This is a genomic window from Nocardiopsis valliformis DSM 45023 (genome assembly GCF_000340985.1).
In the GTDB taxonomy this organism is placed as follows: Bacteria; Actinomycetota; Actinomycetes; order Streptosporangiales; family Streptosporangiaceae; genus Nocardiopsis; species Nocardiopsis exhalans.
Window position 1 is genome coordinate 74,312 of sequence record NZ_ANAZ01000024.1, and the last position, 15,241, is coordinate 89,552.

At 69.9% G+C, this 15,241-nt stretch carries 11 protein-coding genes; 2 read left to right on the forward strand and 9 right to left on the reverse strand.

The window, feature by feature from the left end; all coding sequences use genetic code 11:
- Window position 1: 1 nt before the first annotated feature.
- The 4 genes from D457_RS0121460 to D457_RS0121475 form a co-directional block, all read right to left on the reverse strand.
- Complete coding sequence (locus tag D457_RS0121460) at window positions 2-1,051, reverse strand: methyltransferase (protein WP_017582733.1); 1,050 nt, start codon at window positions 1,049-1,051, stop codon at window positions 2-4.
- Window positions 1,048-2,265: a cytochrome P450 gene (locus D457_RS0121465; RefSeq protein WP_017582734.1), complete on the reverse strand. Its 1,218-nt coding sequence runs from the start codon at window positions 2,263-2,265 to the stop codon at window positions 1,048-1,050. Before D457_RS0121465 ends, D457_RS0121460 begins: the two co-directional genes overlap by 4 nt.
- A gap of 24 nt (window positions 2,266-2,289) precedes the next feature.
- Window positions 2,290-4,176 (reverse strand): non-ribosomal peptide synthetase, encoded by a 1,887-nt coding sequence (locus D457_RS0121470; RefSeq protein ID WP_017582735.1) that lies wholly within the window; start codon window positions 4,174-4,176, stop codon window positions 2,290-2,292.
- A gap of 75 nt (window positions 4,177-4,251) precedes the next feature.
- Window positions 4,252-5,559: an MFS transporter gene (locus D457_RS0121475; RefSeq protein ID WP_017582736.1), complete on the reverse strand. Its 1,308-nt coding sequence runs from the start codon at window positions 5,557-5,559 to the stop codon at window positions 4,252-4,254.
- A gap of 209 nt (window positions 5,560-5,768) precedes the next feature.
- Between D457_RS0121475 and D457_RS0121480 the strand changes: the two genes are divergently transcribed.
- Window positions 5,769-9,350, forward strand: coding sequence for a condensation domain-containing protein (locus D457_RS0121480; protein ID WP_017582737.1), 3,582 nt, complete (start codon window positions 5,769-5,771; stop codon window positions 9,348-9,350).
- 24 nt (window positions 9,351-9,374) lie between these two features.
- Here the strand turns inward: D457_RS0121480 and D457_RS0121485 are convergent, their stop codons facing one another.
- Both D457_RS0121485 and D457_RS0121490 read right to left on the reverse strand, forming a co-directional pair.
- Window positions 9,375-10,490: a winged helix DNA-binding domain-containing protein gene (locus tag D457_RS0121485; RefSeq protein WP_017582738.1), complete on the reverse strand. Its 1,116-nt coding sequence runs from the start codon at window positions 10,488-10,490 to the stop codon at window positions 9,375-9,377.
- A gap of 182 nt (window positions 10,491-10,672) precedes the next feature.
- The gene (locus D457_RS0121490; protein WP_026116880.1) at window positions 10,673-11,743 is read right to left on the reverse strand and encodes a hypothetical protein; all 1,071 of its coding nucleotides are present in this window, start codon (window positions 11,741-11,743) and stop codon (window positions 10,673-10,675) included.
- Window positions 11,744-11,835: 92 nt separating this feature from the next.
- On the opposite strand from D457_RS0121490, the gene D457_RS0121495 reads away from it, so the two are divergent.
- A complete protein-coding gene (locus D457_RS0121495) occupies window positions 11,836-12,561 on the forward strand; it encodes a 3-keto-5-aminohexanoate cleavage protein (RefSeq protein ID WP_017582740.1) in 726 nt (241 codons plus the stop codon).
- A gap of 114 nt (window positions 12,562-12,675) precedes the next feature.
- Here D457_RS0121495 and D457_RS0121500 read toward each other — a convergent pair whose 3' ends face one another.
- The 3 genes from D457_RS0121500 to D457_RS0121515 all read right to left on the reverse strand — a co-directional run bounded on the left by D457_RS0121500 (window position 12,676) and on the right by D457_RS0121515 (window position 15,197).
- Complete coding sequence (locus tag D457_RS0121500) at window positions 12,676-13,044, reverse strand: MerR family transcriptional regulator (protein ID WP_017582741.1); 369 nt, start codon at window positions 13,042-13,044, stop codon at window positions 12,676-12,678.
- Window positions 13,045-13,097: 53 nt separating this feature from the next.
- A complete protein-coding gene (locus D457_RS0121505; protein ID WP_017582742.1) occupies window positions 13,098-14,312 on the reverse strand; it encodes an MFS transporter in 1,215 nt (404 codons plus the stop codon).
- A 207-nt stretch (window positions 14,313-14,519) separates the two neighbouring features.
- Entirely contained in the window at window positions 14,520-15,197 is a 678-nt protein-coding gene (locus D457_RS0121515) for a 2'-5' RNA ligase family protein (RefSeq protein WP_017582744.1), read from the reverse strand.
- Window positions 15,198-15,241: the final 44 nt, after the last annotated feature.

The following is a 15,241-nucleotide window of genomic DNA, read 5'->3' on the forward strand; positions in this document are numbered from 1 at the left end:
TTCAGGGCTTACGTGCCAGGACCGCGCCGTTGGCACCCGGCCCGTGGAAGGGGACGACCTCCGTGCCGACGAATCCCGCGTCCGTCAACCAGGACCGGTACTCCCCCGTCGTGTAGTTGCGGCCGGGGGTTCCCACCAGCATGTTCATGCTCATGAGCGCCGCGTCCAGCGGCCCCGACCGGTCGTCGTCGACCAGCAGTTCACTCACCACGACCAGTCCGTCCGGCGGCAGGGCCTGGAAGCACGTGTCCAGGAGTTTGCGGCCCGTGGTCTCATCCCAGTCGTGGAGGATCATCGACAGAAGGATGGCGTCGTGCCCCGAGGGCAGTTCCTCCGCGAAGAAGTCCCCGGGGTGGACGCGCACCCGCTCCCGGAGGTCGGTGCTCAGCAGGAACTCCCGGGTGTGCTCGCACACGTGGGGGAGGTCGTAGACCGTGACCGACAGTCCGGGATTGCGTCGGCACAGTTCCACCGCGAAGGCGCCGCCGCCCCCGCCGACGTCGAGCAGGGATGCGGTGGAGGTCAGATCGACCTCCTCCGCGAGGGCCCGGGCGGTGAGCGACGACAGCGGCCGCAGCCCTTTCCAGAAGAACTCCGGACGGTTCTCCTTCGCGAAGATCCCCTTGCCGGGAGCGGACTCGTCGCGTACCGGCCGATCGCTGCGGACGGCGTCAGCGATCCGCATCCACCCCGGATAGACGAACTCCCGGAGCATACGGACGTAGTCGCCCATGTAGTAGTCCCTGCCGCGGACGAGGTAGTGCTCGGACAGATCGGTGTTGACCACACGATCGTCCTCCCACCGCAGCAGACCCAGGGCCACGCAGGCGGTGACGAGCACTTCGGCGGGCCGCTCCGGCACCCCCAGGCCGCGTGTGAGCGCGGCGAGGCTGCTTCCGCCCTCCTCCGAGAGGAAGGTGAACAGTCCGATCTCCTCCGCGGCGGAGAGCGTCTGGGAGACCCACAGGCCCGAGGCCATGCCCATGAGGGGGGCCAGGTCGGGGAGCCGGTCCCCTTCGCCCCCCTCTCCCGTGTTCGGCGCCGGACTCATCCGGCCGTCCCCGGCCCGCCGCCTTCGAATACCACCTGGATCCGGTCGAAGAGGATGTGGCGTCCGTTCTCGAACGACAGCCGGGACTCCTCGGCCCGGTGGAAGAACGGTTGACGCGCGAACTCGTCGAGGATGGTCCTGAACTCCATCCTGGACAGGTGGGCCCCCATGCAGTGGTGGATGCCGTGACCGAAGCTCAGGTGCTGGTAGGAATTGCCGCGCTCCGGGTTGAACTCCTCCGGCTCCGGGAACTTGTCCGGATCGCGGTTGGCGGAGTCGAACAGGAGCACGACCCTGGAGCCCTGCGGGATGGTGACCCCCTCGATGGTGACGTCCCGCGTGGTGACCCGCGTGAAACGGTCCGTCGGGCACCACCGGCGCAGGCTCTCCTCGGCCACCAGGGGCCGCAGATCCGGACGTTCGCGCAGCTCTTTCTGGAGTTCCCGGTCACCGGACAGGTGCCACAGGAGTCGGCTGACGGCGTTCATCGTGTTGTCGTGGCCGGCCACGAAGTAGGAGACGATGATGGAGTAGAGCAGGTCGTCGGGGATCGGTTCCCCGTCCACGGTGGCCCCGGCCAACCACGCCAGGTAGGAGCCCGAACCGTCCTCCTTCGCCTTGCGGATCTCCTCGGAGAGCAGGTCGTGGTAGGCGGGCCAGAACCTGGTCGCGTCCGGGTCCGTGGCGATGTACTTCCACATCGTCTTGGTCAGTTCGCGCACCCTGCCCTGGGCCTCCTGGGAGAGGCCGATGGTCAGGGCGAGCGTACCGATGGCGAAGGGACGGGACACCTCCGAGACCAGGTCTCCGCCCCCACGAGCCACGACGTTCCCCGCGAGGTCGGCGGAAAGCTTGCGAAAGGCCGGTTCCAGCTCCCGGACCACCTCACGCCGGACCGGCGGTGCCATGAGGTTGCGGATCTTCCCGTGCTCCGGGGGATCGTGGTCGATGGGTGAGAACTTCGGCAGTCCCGCCGCGCGGGGGAAGTGCACGCCCTCGGCGGAACTGAAGGTCGCGTGATCCCTGAGCGCGTCCCTGACGTGCTCGTACCGGGAAAGGACCCACATCCCCCCGTGGGCCGAGGAGTAGGCGACCCCCGATCCCCCACGGATCAGTCTGTTGACGGTCTCGGCTGTCTCGGGCGTGTACTCGGGATCGTGGAAATCGAAGTTCTCGGTGAGTCTACTGACGGTCGCTTCGCTCGCGGGGCTCACTCTTGTCCATCTCCCTCTCGCGGTCTAACCACGGTTTCTGGGGACGATCGGCGGCAGCTCCGGCGCGCCGCCGTGTTTCTCCTTCAGTTCCGCCACCCGGTGGGCGAGGCCGGAGAGCGCACGGGACTCCATGACGTCCTTGAGCGCGACCGCGACCCCGAACTCGCTCTCGATCGCCGTACGCAGCCGGGTCGCCAGAAGGGAATCCCCTCCGAGTTCCGTGAAGCTGTCGTCAGAGCCGACCTGTTCGATTCCGAGCAGGTCGGCGTAGATCGCGGCCAGGGCCTTCTCGGTGGCGTCCCGGGGTTCCCGGTAGGGCCGGGCGGGGCGCCACCGCTCCCAGTCCTCGGGCGGTAGCGCCCCCCGGTCGATCTTGTGGTTGGTGTTCAGCGGCAGGCCGTCCATCAGGACGTACGCGACCGGAACCATGAAGTCCTGGAGCCGGTGCGCCGCGTAGGAGCGGAGTTCGATCGGAGTGACCTGCTCTCCGGTCTCCTCGGCGACGACGCAGGCGACCAACTGCGTCCGGCCGTCCTGGCCACGGGCGGTGGCCACGCACACCTGCTCCACGCCCGGATGTCCGCCGAGCACCCATTCGACCTCGGCGAGCTCCACACGGTTGCCGCGCACCTTGACGATGCCGTCGATACGGCCGTGGTGCTCCAGGATTCCGTCCGCTCGGAAGCGCCCCGCGTCCCCGGACCGGTACAGCCGGCTGCCGGGCGGGCCGAAGGGGTTGGGCCGAAAACGGTCGGCGGTCAGGGCCGGGTCGGCCATGTATCCCAGCGAGAGGCTGTCCGACTCGATCCAGAGCTGTCCGATCGAGCCGCCCGGGGTGGCTTCGAGGTCGTGCTCCAGAACGTGGACTCGGACCCCGGGCAACGGCCTCCCCACCGGAGGCGGTATCCGGCGGAGTTCCTCGGTGGCGGTCGCGGGTGTGCAGCGCCGGTCCCAGGGGTGGATCGAATTGGCCACCTGGAAGGCCTCCAGCGAACCGTAGGAGACCGCGACCTCGAACGGCAGGTCGGGCGGGCCCCACCGGTTGAGCCGATCACCGCCCAGGGTCATCAGCCGCAACTCGCTGTCCTGCGGCCACTCCAGGCCCTGGAGCACCTCCCCGACCGGGGTGATGACGAAGGTCTGGGTGATGCGGTTCTCCACCAGCCAGTCCCGGAGCTCGGACGGCGAGGTGAGGACATCCTGTTCGGCGATGTGGATACCCGCGCCCATCCACAGCAGGCCGCACACCTCGTTGATGGCGATACCGGCGCCCGCCGGTCCCAGCCACGACCCCCGGTCCCGCTCGTTCGTGCCGTTGATGAGGGCGCCCCCCGCAGCGCCGACGGTGAGCCACCGGTGCTGGGCCAGGACGATCTTGGGCCGCCCCTCCGAACCGGAGGTGTGGACCGCGTAGGCGAGGTCGTCCTCTCCCAGCTCCGGGAACGGCACCTGGCTCTCGTCGTCCGCCGGGGAGGGGCCGTCCAGCCGCACCGTCAAGGCGGGGGTCGAGCCGACCGTCGGATGGTCCGGTGCGTCCGTGAGGAGGACCACCGGCCGGGCGACCTTCAGTGCCCGCAGGGTCCGCACCACGGGCGACCTCGGGTCGAGGGTCAGGCAGACCCCGCCCGCGCGCAGCGTGGCCAGCATGGCCACGACCCACTCGATCGACCTCTCGATGTGGATTCCGACTACCGACCCCCTGCGCACACCCGACTTGATCAGGGTGCGCGCGAGGCGGTCGGCCCGGGCGTCGAGTTCGGCGTAGGTGAGGTGGCCCCCGCCCCTGCGCACCGCCAGCCGGTCCGGCGCGGTCCTGGCGTGTTCGCGTACTCGCTGGGGCAGCGTCCCCGTGGGACGGGGACGGTAGGAGGCCTGGTCTTGGTCTTCGACGGTCGGGCTCTGCGGTTCCATCGTACGGGTCCTTCCTCGGGCGAGCACTGGATCCTCGTGAGGAGACGATGCGGGGGACGAAGCCGGGAGGGGCTGCTACAGGACGATCCTCGATTCCTCGGGGACGTCGTCGACGACGCGGTACACGGCGCCCACCAGAACCCACACCGCGGCGATCAGGGCCATCACGGCCGCCAGGACGAATGCCACCCAGTTGGCGAAGGCCACGGCCAGGGCGCTTCCCAACAGGGGGCCGACGGCGTTCGAACCCCAGACGAAGGGCAGGGCGACACCGCCCACCCTGCCCATGGCCTCGGGCGGCGTCGTCTTCTGGATGATCGTCATGATCCCGACGTTGGCGATCGGGGTGGTGAACGAGGAGAGGCACTGGGACACGACGATGACCGCGAACGCGAACCCGGTACCGCCGAGGAGGGCGACGGGGATCAGCGCGAAGGCGAGCGCGAGCACGACGTGCGTGAAGATGAGCGTCCTCCCCATCCCCAGGCGCTCGTTGATCCACTGCGAACTCAGCGCGCCGATGACGACGGCGGCGCTGCCCAGTCCCAGGGCGAGGCCGACCTGGGCGCCGCTGAACCCCAGGTCCTCGTAGGCGAACACGATGATCATCGCCAGGGAGAGCGAGACCGCCATGTTCCCGAAGGTCGCCATCAGGGTGAGGTACCTCAGCAGGCGGTTGCCGAAGGTGAGGGCCACACCGCCCTTGAGTTCGACCAGCACGGTGCGCAGGCCGCCCTCCGGCGGCTCGGGCGGGTTCTCCGGCTTGCGGACGAAGAGCAGGGCCAGGCTGGACACCAGGTATCCCAGACCGTTGACGGCCATGGCGCGCACCGGCCCCAAGGCGCTCACGAGACCACCGCCGACGGACCTGCCCAGGATGAGCGCCAGCGATCGGCTGAGCTGAGTCTTGGCGTTCCCGTCGGTGAGGTCGTCCCGGTCCAGCAGGAAGGGCAGGAATGCCTGGTAGGAGAGCTGGAAGACGACGTCGAAGACGCCCTTGAGCAGCGCCGCCACGTATAGGTGGGTCATCGTCAACTGGTCCGTGAGCGCTGCCACGGGCAGTGAGAAGAGGATCACGAAGCGCGCGATGTTCGCGAACTGCATCAGGATCTTGCGCCGGAACCTGTCGGTGAGCACCCCGACGACCGGGGCCAGCAGCATGAAGGGGATCCACTGCAGCGCGATGAGGAAGCCGACTCCGAGGGCGCTCTGACCGAAGTAGAGCACCGCCAGCGACGGGAGCACGATGACGCCGATCTGGCTCCCCAGGGAGCTCACGGACTCGCCGGACCAGAGCATGAGGAAGTCTCGGTTGCGAACGAGTACCGTCCGCTTCCTCTGGGTCTGATCGGGGGGGGTTCCGGCCCCGGTCTCGTCGTTCATGGGCAGATCAGTTCCGTTCCGCAACACTGGATCAAGACACTACAAAATTGACGCAAGCGACACTAGCAGTATCCACTGGGGACGACTAGCAGAAGTCACGAATTGATCCGCTCGACATGACCGAAACCCCCTGAGATAAAGGAGATCCGGCTCGAAAATCCACGATGTGGCCTCTCGAAACCAGCGCTGCCCGCATATAGAATTCTCTCGTGTTCGACTCAAGATACTACATTCCTCTGGCAGTCATCCAAGAGCACTTCTGGACCCCGGACAGCAGTCGGGGCAGGTCCCTGGCCCAGACTGAATGCGCGGCTCTGAAAATCGGGGGCCACCTCGACCGACCCGCGCTGGAACACGCGGTACTCCGACTGCTGGGGCGGCACGAGATCCTGCGCGTCGTCATGGCGGACGGTCGGGAGGGGCCCGCGATGCACGTGCCCCCGGCCCCGGTCGACGCACCCCTGACCTGGACGGATCTGACCTCCGAGCCGGACGGCACCGATGCGGAGCGGGCGCGTGCGACCCTTCACGACTTCGCCAACGCAGGAGTGGACCTCGGCAGGGGTCCACTCCTGCGCTTCCTGGTAATGGAGCTGGCCGACAGCTGTGTGCTGGCGCTCGCCGTGCACCACCTGGTCGCGGACGCGACTGCGGTGCGTCTCATCCTGGCGGAGCTGAACCAGGACTACCTGGCCTCGCTCAGGGGAGAGCCCTCCCCCGTGCCCGAACCCGAGCTCCAGTACGGCGACTTCGTCGAGTGGGAGCGCACCGCCCTCCTACCCGTGGCGGAGAAGAGTGACGGGGAGTTCTGGGAGCGAACGCTTGAAGGGGCGCCGACCGCTCTCGACCTTCGCCCGGACCGGCCCCGGCCGTCCTACAAGGGGGACCGGGGTACGAGGCGCAGACACGTCCTCGCCGAGACCGACGGCGGTGCCCTGCTCGACCTCGCCCGGGCGCACAACGCCACCCCCTACACCGTCTCGCTCGCGGCGTTCGCGGCCCTGGTGTCCCTGTCCACGGAAGCCGATGACTTCCTGCTGGGAGTCCTCACCTCGAACCGGTCGACCCCCCAGCTGGAACGACTGGTCGGACAGCTGTCCAACACCGTCGCCCTGCGGTTGCGCACCGGCGGCGACCCCGACGCGGCGACGCTGATCACCCGGTGCGGACGAGTAGTGACGGACGCCCTGGAACACGAGCGCCTGCCCTTGGGACGCGTCATCGAACGCGTCTCCCCCCGCCGCGAACCAGGCCGCACGCCCCTGATCCAGCACCTTTTCCTGCCCAAGGTGGACGCCCTCGGCGACCTCTCCTTCGGCGGACTGCCCACCGAACCGGTCGAAGCCGGACGGGACCGAGGACGGTTCGACACCATCGTGGAGGTGGAGGCCACCCCGGACTCGGTGACACTCTGGGTCGAATACGACACCGCGATCCACACGGCGGCCGGGATCGACGCGCTCGTCCGGGACTACGACCGGCTACTGGCGGCCTGGCTGGCCGAGCCGGGGCTCCGGCTCTCGCAACTCCCCCTCGGCGGCCCCGCGAACCGGACCGCGCCCCGGCCCGACCTGGCCACCGCCCTCGGTCTCGCCACCTCCGACACGGTCCTGTTGGACACCGCGTTCAGCGAGGCCGAAGCGGTCGAGGACGCGGTCGGCGCTGCCGGGGCACACCTGTCCGCCGCCGGGCAGGCCGAGGAAACGGCCACCGTCGCGGTGGTACCGGCCGGGGAGTTCTCCGCGTACGCGGAGAACGAAGGCTTCCGTGTCGTGGTCGTCGACGGTCCGGTGACCGCTGAGGAGATCGGGCTTCTGAGGCAGACCCCCGGTCGCCGGGCGGTGCGCCTGTTCCGGCTCGGGAACGGTGCGCTCGGCGCGGCTGACATCACCGGGCTGCCCCACGCGTGGCCGGTCCTGCTCCACGTCGGCGGCGCTCGGGCAGATGTCGCCGGCAGCGGCGCAGGGGCCTCTCCCTTCTCCCCCGGGACACTTCTCGTGGACTCCGAGGACAGCTCGCTGCGCGCCCGATGGAGCCCTGAGGGATCCTTGGAGGTCGTCTCCGGAACGCCCTTCCTCCGGTCCCCCGAGCGGGAGGCCGCCGCGCCGGAGCAGGAGGCGGACGACCAGCTGCTCCGTCTCATGTGCGAACTGTGGGCCGAACTGCTGGAGACTCCCGAGGTAGGGGGCGATGACGACTTCTTCGTCCTCGGCGGCCATTCGATGGTGGCCGCGCGGGTCATCATCGAGCTGCAGGACGTCCTCGGGGTCGAGGTCGGGATCCGGACCCTGTTCGAGAATCCCACCCCCGCCCTCCTGACCGACCGGATCCGGGACGACCACCCCGGCCTGGACGAATGGCTCAGCTTCGTGGAGTCCGGCGCCGACTTCGGTGCCGGCTCCGGCTCCGGTTCGGCGGCCACCGCGGAGGGGGGACCGGCACCGGCCGGTCGACCCGGGGTCCTGGACGACGAGGGGAAACCGATCCCGCTCCTGGCCTCACAGCGCCAGTTGTGGCTGGCCGAACAGGCCAACCCCGGTGCGCTGACCCACACCATCCCGCTGATGCTCAGGATCGACGGGCCGCTCGACGGGGACGCCCTGCGCGGGGCGGTCGCCGACGTCCTGCGGCACCAGCCGGGGCTGCGCGCCGAGTTCGGCCAGCAGGACGGGGAACCGTTTCAGCGCATCGTTCCCCTGCACGACTACGACGTCCCGCTCATCGACCTGGGCGAACTGCCGGATCCGGAGAGGGCCGAACGCAACCGGCTGCTGGAGGACGAGACCGCCCACGGCGGATTCGATATCTCGACCGCGCCCCTGCTGCGCTCCCGCCTGGTCCGGTTGTCCGAGTCGCGACACGTACTGCACCTGTTGTTCCACCACCTGGTGACCGACGAGGTGTCCATGTCGGTGTTCATGAGGGAGCTGTCAGAGTTCTACCGGGCCCGGGTGGAGGGACGCGCTCCGGCCCCGCCCGAGCTGAGGCTGGGTTTCACCGAGTTCACCCTGGCCGAGCAGAGGATGCTGACGGGCCCGGAGGGGGAGAGGCTGCGCCGCTTCTGGACCAGGGAGCTCGTCAACGCGCCCTCACGCCTCGATGTGCCGACCGACCGGCCGCGACCGGAGCAGCCCGGGTTCACTGGAGAGTTCTTGGAAGGCCACAGGTCCTCCGGTCTGCTCGAAGTGTTCGCAGCTCTGGCCCGGCGGCACCGCACGACCCGGTTCACCGTCTTCTGCGCGGCGGTCGTCGCCATGCTGCACCGGCTGACCGGCCAGACGGAACTGGTGCTGGGGATTCCCACCGAGAACCGGTTCCTGCCGGGATCGGAACTCCTCATCGGATGCTTCCTCAACGTCGTTCCGTTGCGGGTGGACTGCTCCGGCGATCCGAGCCTGTCCGAACTGGTCGACCGCACGGGCCGGGCCCTGCTCCGCTCGTACGAACACCAGGCTCTGCCATTCGCGGAGATCGTGGCGGCCGTGGCCCCCGAGCGGTCGCCCGGCGTGCACCCGATCTACCAGATCGCCTGTGAACTCCAGCTCGACAGCTGGCTACCGCTCGACCTGCCGGGCTGCCAGTTCTCCTACGAGATGCTCTCCCACGGGACCGCGCGCTACGACATGGCGTTCCACGCCCTGCTGCGCGCGAACGACGTCTCGGTGATGCTGGAACTCAACACGGAGGTATGGGACCGGCGGACCGGGCTGAACCACATCGACGAGGTGGTACGGATCCTGGAGCAGGCGGCCGCCCGACCCGGGGCGCGCCTGTCGGAGGCCGAGATCTGAACCGGCGCGGTGGATTCCGGGGCTTCACCGCTCCACGCGCAGGGCCAGGTCCCCCTCGGATCCGAGACGCGCGACGCGATCGGCCTCGGTTTCGAGGGCGTCGGTGTCAGGCTCCGTGGCTCCCTCGAACAGCTTCACCGTCAACACTCCGTCGGCGCTGTCCCACACACCCACGACCCGGCCCCCGACGAGGACGATGGGAGATATCCAGCCGGCGGTCCTGCTCACCTTCGCCCGGTGCTCGGCGGGCAGGATCCGCTGGTCCTTGGTGCCAGGGCCCAGGATGTACTGGTCGAAGCCGCCGAGGAGGCGGACCGAGGCGTCCGGTTCCGTGTCGGCCAGTTCGTCGGCGTGCTCGGCCAGGACATAGGCGGTCTGGCCCTCGACCTCCACCTCCCGGAGCGCATCGCCCATCTCCTTGAACCAACGGCGGACAACGGTCTTGCGCAGACTGTTGCGGGACAGCCAGGCGTCGAACGCCTCGGGGGTCGCCGGGCCGTGGGCGCCGAGGTAGGCGCTGATGGCGTTCGGCGCCGCGTCGTCCGCTTCCGGCACGCCCTTCCAGTCGGGCAGCAGGCTCGCCGGAGAGGTGAAGGTGGTCGAGCCCCCCTGCTTCGGGCCGTGGCACAGCACGCCCTTCCAGGCCAGCGGCTTGAGCAGGGTGCCCCAACCGGACTTCAACTGCTGCTCCATGCCCGCGAACCGTGCGTCGCCGACGAGGTGGGCGACCATCTGCGCCCGGGTGAGGACGCGTTCGTACAGGATGTCGGAGACTGCGTCCGCCAGGTCCTCGATCTGCTGGGGTGTAGCGCCGAACTCCCGCTGCCATGAGGGCTTCTCCCACGTACGGCCCGAGGCGAGCAAGGACAGGTAGGAGGCCGCCTCTTCGGACCTGACCAGGTGCAGGGTGCCGCGCATCGACCACGTCTTGACGATGGAGCGGTCATTGAGGGCGCTGTCGATCTGGCCGGGCAGAGGGTTGTTCTGTCGATTGCCTACCGCCGATTCGGCCGACGAGGCCACCTGCGCCTGTACCCCGCAAAGCCGACCGATGATCTCGCTCGCGGTCGCGTCACCGCGGGGGACGACGAACTGTCGTTGCAACCGCCATGCAAGTACCTGCTCCCAGGTGATCTCCACCGTGTGGTCCCTTCGCCGAAAGACGGACTGGCCCGTGGCTACTCGATGATCCCGACAACGCGGATCACACTACAGTGCACTCCACAGCATCACCAGCCGATTCTGGACAACGGCCGGATAGTCGATGCAGACTTTTCTGCATAGGAGGTCCGGCCAGCGGGACCGTGCCCTCCGCCCCTCGGTCAGGTGCGGCGGACCAGGAGGACGATGCCGCCGATCAGGGCGGCGGCGACCGCGACACCGCCGAGGATCAGCGGGGTGGCGCCCGAAGAACCGCCCTCGTCGTCCCCGGCCTCTTCAGAGTCCGCCACCGGGGAGGCGTCGACGTCCTCGGCGTCGGCATCGGCGGCGATGCCGGGGAGCTGTTCCCCTTCCAGGGGGACCCGCCAGACCGGGGAATTGATGCCCTCGGTCCCGGCCATCAGCGCGGTGCCGTCCGAGGTGAAGGCCACCGACTCGCCCTGTTCCATCTCCGGCAGGTCGAAGGAGCCCACCGAGCTGCCCGGAACGCCGTCGGTGGAGTCGTAGATGGTCACACCCCAGTAGGTGCGGATGGCGTAGCGGGTGCCGTCCGGGCTGAACGCGGCGTCCGTGGCGAACAGCGGCGCGGAGTCGACCCGGCTCAGGACGTTCTCGCCGACCGGATCAAGGTTCTCCGGGGCGGCGTACACACTGCCCGCGAACTCCTTAGACACCACGTACAGGCGCCCATCACGAGGGTCGATCATCAGACCCTCGGCGTCACGTCCGCCGTCCTCGTAGGTGAAGGTGAGCACCGCCGGGTCCAGGACCATGTCGCTGAGGATCTCGGGTTCGGTGAAGTGGTAGACCCGGATGTTGGGCCAGCTACCGCCGAAGTTGTCGCCGATGTCACCCACGAACACGGCCGGTTCGCCTTCGGGCCCCTGGGCGACGCTGATCGCCTCCCAATCCCTCAGTTCCACGTTCAGGGCGACCGTCGCGACCGTCTCCCCCTCCTCGTTCACCGCGTACACCTCGGCGGCGAAGTCGCCGCTGTCGTTGTGCGTCCACCACACGCCCTCGTGCCGCAGTGAGGGGGCCAGACCGCTGGATTCCGCGATCCGCTCGTCCTGGAAGTTGAAGACGATCTCCGACCCCTCGGGCCCCTCGCCCCCGCGCGGGTAGTTGCGTCCCCCCGTACCGTCTTCGGGGTCCATGGGAGCGGCCGTGGCGGGTACCGCTGGAAAGAGGGCAAACAGGACGGCCGCGGCGAGGGCCAGAGGTCTTCTCATGTCCGCCATCCTGCCAGGGGGAGCGCCCGGGGGCTTGCACCCGGGTGCGAGCGGGCACATTCGGCTTACAGAGCGCCGTAAGGAGAGACCCCATGAGGATCGTCGCCTGTCTCAACGGTGATCGCCGTCCGGGTGCGCACCCCGCCCTGCCCGTGTCCGTCGACCAACTCGTCACCGACGCCCATGCCGTGGTGGCCGCGGGCGCCACCGCCGTCCACATCCATCCGCGCGACGCCGGAGGCGCGGAGTCCCTGGAACCGCAGGCGGTGGCAGCGCTGATGGAACGGATGCGCGCGGACGGCCCCGACGTGCCGGTGTCGCTGACCACGTCGCTGTCGGCGGAGTCCGACCCCTGGCGGCGCTACGACCTGGTGCAGAGATGGGCGTCCCCGTCCTTACCCGACTCGGTGTCGGTGAACCTGCACGAGGCGGGTTCGGTGGACCTGATCCATCTGCTGGGCGACCGCCGGGTCGCGGTGGAGGCGGGGGTGTGGACGGTGGACGCGGCCCGCATCCTGGTCGCCACCAAGGTGCGGGTGGCGGCGGTACTGGTGGAGCCGACCCAGGTCGCGGTGGAGGACGCCCAGCGCAACACGGCGGCGATCATGACCGTGTTGGACCGGGGCAAGGTCGCTGTTGCCCGCATGTTGCACGGCGCGGACGCGACGGCCTGGCCGATGCTGTCCCAGGCGCTGGAGGAGGGGCTGGACATCCGGATCGGGCTGGAGGACACCATGCGCCTGCCCGACGGCACGGAGGCCCATGACAACGCCGCGCTCGTGGAGCACGCGGTCACCCTGGCTTCGGCGGCCGCCTGAGCCGGAGCCGCCGTCCGTCCGGCCGGCCGGGGCTATCGGCCTCGAACTACCCGGCGTCGCGAGCGCTGCGCGGTACGGGTGAGCCGAAAGAGTGACCGTCGGCCCCCACAGCCGTTACACCTCGACACCCTCTCGGAGGGGAGGGTCCGCCAGGTGGTGTTCGAGGCGCCGCGCGGTGGCGGTGAGCGCGTCGATGCGTTCCCGAACCGCCTGGAGCCGCTGCTCGTAGAGGGCGACGGCCTCGGCGCACTCGGGTTCGCGGACCAGGTCGAGCTCCAGGCAGGCCCGCAGTTCCTGGATGTCCTCCGAGGTCAGACCGGATTCCAGGAGGAGGCGGATGTTGCGCACCCTCTCCACCGCCTCGGGACCGTACTCGCGGTACCCGTTGGCGGCGCGTTCGGAGGTGAGCAGACCGCGCTGTTCGTAGTACCGCAGGGAGCGCGTGCTGGCCCCCGTGCGTTCGGCAAGTTCCCCGATGCGCATGTGCGTCTCCGTCCCGACCGTGGACACCTGTGCCCCACCTTACGTACCCTCACTCAGGCGGCGCCGGCCTGAACCCTGCCGGTTTCCGGGGCTACGGCGGGGAACCAGCGGACGGAGAGCGCCATGAACGCGAGAGCGGCCAGGCCGACCAGGGTGGCGGCCACCGGAACGCCCGCGCCCCCGTAGCCGGCGACGACCGCACCTCCCGCGGCGCCCGCCACCGCCGTCCCCACGTACAGCCCGCCGGTGTTCAGCGCGAGGGCCTCGGTGCCCGCGTCCCCGGCCAGGCGGAGCAGGCGGGTGCTCATCGGAGCGGCGAACCCCCAGGCCGCGAACCCCCACAACGCGAGCACACCGCCCAGGGCCCACACCGAGGCCGCGCCGCCCAGGGAACCGAGGGCGGCCGTGGCCAGGCTGGTCGCGACCATCCCGGCGAAGGTGGCGAGCAGGACCCGGTCCGCGCCCCAGCGGTCGGTGGCGCGTCCGCACAGCAGGGTGCCCACGGCCCCGGCCACCCCCACCACCGCGATCAGCGGGGCCAGGGCGGGTCCGCCCGCGCCGGTGAGGTCCCCGGCGATAGGCGCGATGTAGGTGTAGGTCATGAAACCGCAGGTGGCGCCCGCGACGGTACCGGTGACGCACATCAGGACGGCCGGTCGGCCCAGCTGGCGCAGCTGCTGGCGGACCCCGACCTCCGGCGCCCCGGACAGCTGGGGCAGGCGCAGGGCCGAGGCGACCAGGACGGCGCAGGTCAGCAGGGCCACAGCCACGAAGGCCGAGCGCCAGCCGAAGGCGGAGCCCAGGAGCGCGCCGATCGGCACCCCGAGGAACAGGGCGATGGTCAGTCCGGCCGCGACGGCGCCCACGGCCCGCCCAGTGCGGTCGGGCGAAGCGAGCCGGGCCGCCATGGCGAAGGCGGCCGGGGTGAGCACGGCGGCGATCAGCGCGGCGACCACGCGCATCGCCATCAGGACGGTGTAGGTGGGCGCGAGGGCGGTGATCAGGTTGGCGAGGGCGAACAGCGCGAGCCCGCCGAGGAGGAGGGTTCGGCGGGGCGCCCGGGCAGTGGCCACAGCCAGCGGCGGGGCGGCCACCGCGTAGGTGAGGGAGAAGACGGTGACGAGCTGCCCGGCGGCGGCGACGCTGACGTTGAGGTCGTGGGCGATGACCGGCAGGAGCCCGGCGATGACGAGGTCGTCGGTGCCGACCGCGAAGGCGATCAGGACCAGGCAGACCAGCCAGCCGGAACGGAGCGTGTGAGTGGGCATGGCCGCAAACTAGAACCCTGACACCGGTGTCAAGGTCAAGCGGGCGCGGCGGGACTCAGTACGAAGGCGGCGGGACGGACGGCCCGCAAGAGGTCGGGCGAGCGGCCCGGACTCAGCCGAAGACGGCGCCCAGGACCACGATGAGCATGATCGAACCGAGCACCACTGGCAGCAGCCAGCGCTGCTTGCGGTTGTTGGTGAGCATGCTCATGACGTGCCCCGCTCCGGGTCTCGTTGGGATTCGCTCCCCCAGGGTAGTCCCCAGGTCCGAACGGTCCGGTAGCGGTCCGGCCCTGCCGGGCGGCTCTCCACCAGGTGGATCCGGTCGGCCCGCCAGCCCGCGGTGGGCGCTGGGCCGAGTAGGCGCAGGGTGTCGGTGACGTCCCTGGACGGCCTGGCCCGGGCGAGGGTGATGTGCGGCACGAAGGGGCGTGACGGGACGGGCACCCTCGCGGCGCGTGCGGCCTCGGCCAGGGAGCCCGCAAGCTCGCGGAGTCCCTCCCCGCGCACCCCGACCCACACCACCGAGGCCCGATGTTCGGGGCCGTTGCCTCGGGAGGTTCGACGCTTGGGGACCTCGCCCCGGGAGGACCGCTGTCCGGGGCCGTTGCCTTCGGAAGACCGGAGCCCCGGTGGCCGCTGTGGAAAGGTGTCCCAGTCGTCGAGGGCCAGGTCCAGGGCGGGCCGTCCCACCAGGGCCCGCTCCAGTGCGGCGGAGAGTTCGGAGGGCTTCTCCCCCGCCGCTCCCAGGAAGACCAGGGTCAGATGCCACTCCTGCGCAGGGGTCCAGCGCAGCTCCGGGGCCGAGGGGCGGGCCGCGCGCACAGCCCGGGCGAGTTGGTCGCGGGCCTGGCCGGAAGGCCACAGCGCGAGGAACAGACTCATGGGACCATCCTTCCTCCGTTATCCAGGACCTGGTGGGGTTCGGC

Bases quoted from the DNA above. Each gene is read 5' to 3' on its own strand.
- D457_RS0121470 (WP_017582735.1), bottom strand. From the start codon at position 4,176: ATGGAACCGCAGAGCCCGACCGTCGAAGACCAAGACCAGGCCTCCTAC.
- D457_RS0121515 (WP_017582744.1), bottom strand. From the start codon at position 15,197: ATGAGTCTGTTCCTCGCGCTGTGGCCTTCCGGCCAGGCCCGCGACCAA.
- D457_RS0121490 (WP_026116880.1), bottom strand. From the start codon at position 11,743: ATGAGAAGACCTCTGGCCCTCGCCGCGGCCGTCCTGTTTGCCCTCTTT.
- D457_RS0121505 (WP_017582742.1), bottom strand. From the start codon at position 14,312: ATGCCCACTCACACGCTCCGTTCCGGCTGGCTGGTCTGCCTGGTCCTG.
- D457_RS0121495 (WP_017582740.1), top strand. From the start codon at position 11,836: ATGAGGATCGTCGCCTGTCTCAACGGTGATCGCCGTCCGGGTGCGCAC.
- D457_RS0121475 (WP_017582736.1), bottom strand. From the start codon at position 5,559: ATGAACGACGAGACCGGGGCCGGAACCCCCCCCGATCAGACCCAGAGG.
- D457_RS0121460 (WP_017582733.1), bottom strand. From the start codon at position 1,051: ATGAGTCCGGCGCCGAACACGGGAGAGGGGGGCGAAGGGGACCGGCTC.
- D457_RS0121500 (WP_017582741.1), bottom strand. From the start codon at position 13,044: ATGCGCATCGGGGAACTTGCCGAACGCACGGGGGCCAGCACGCGCTCC.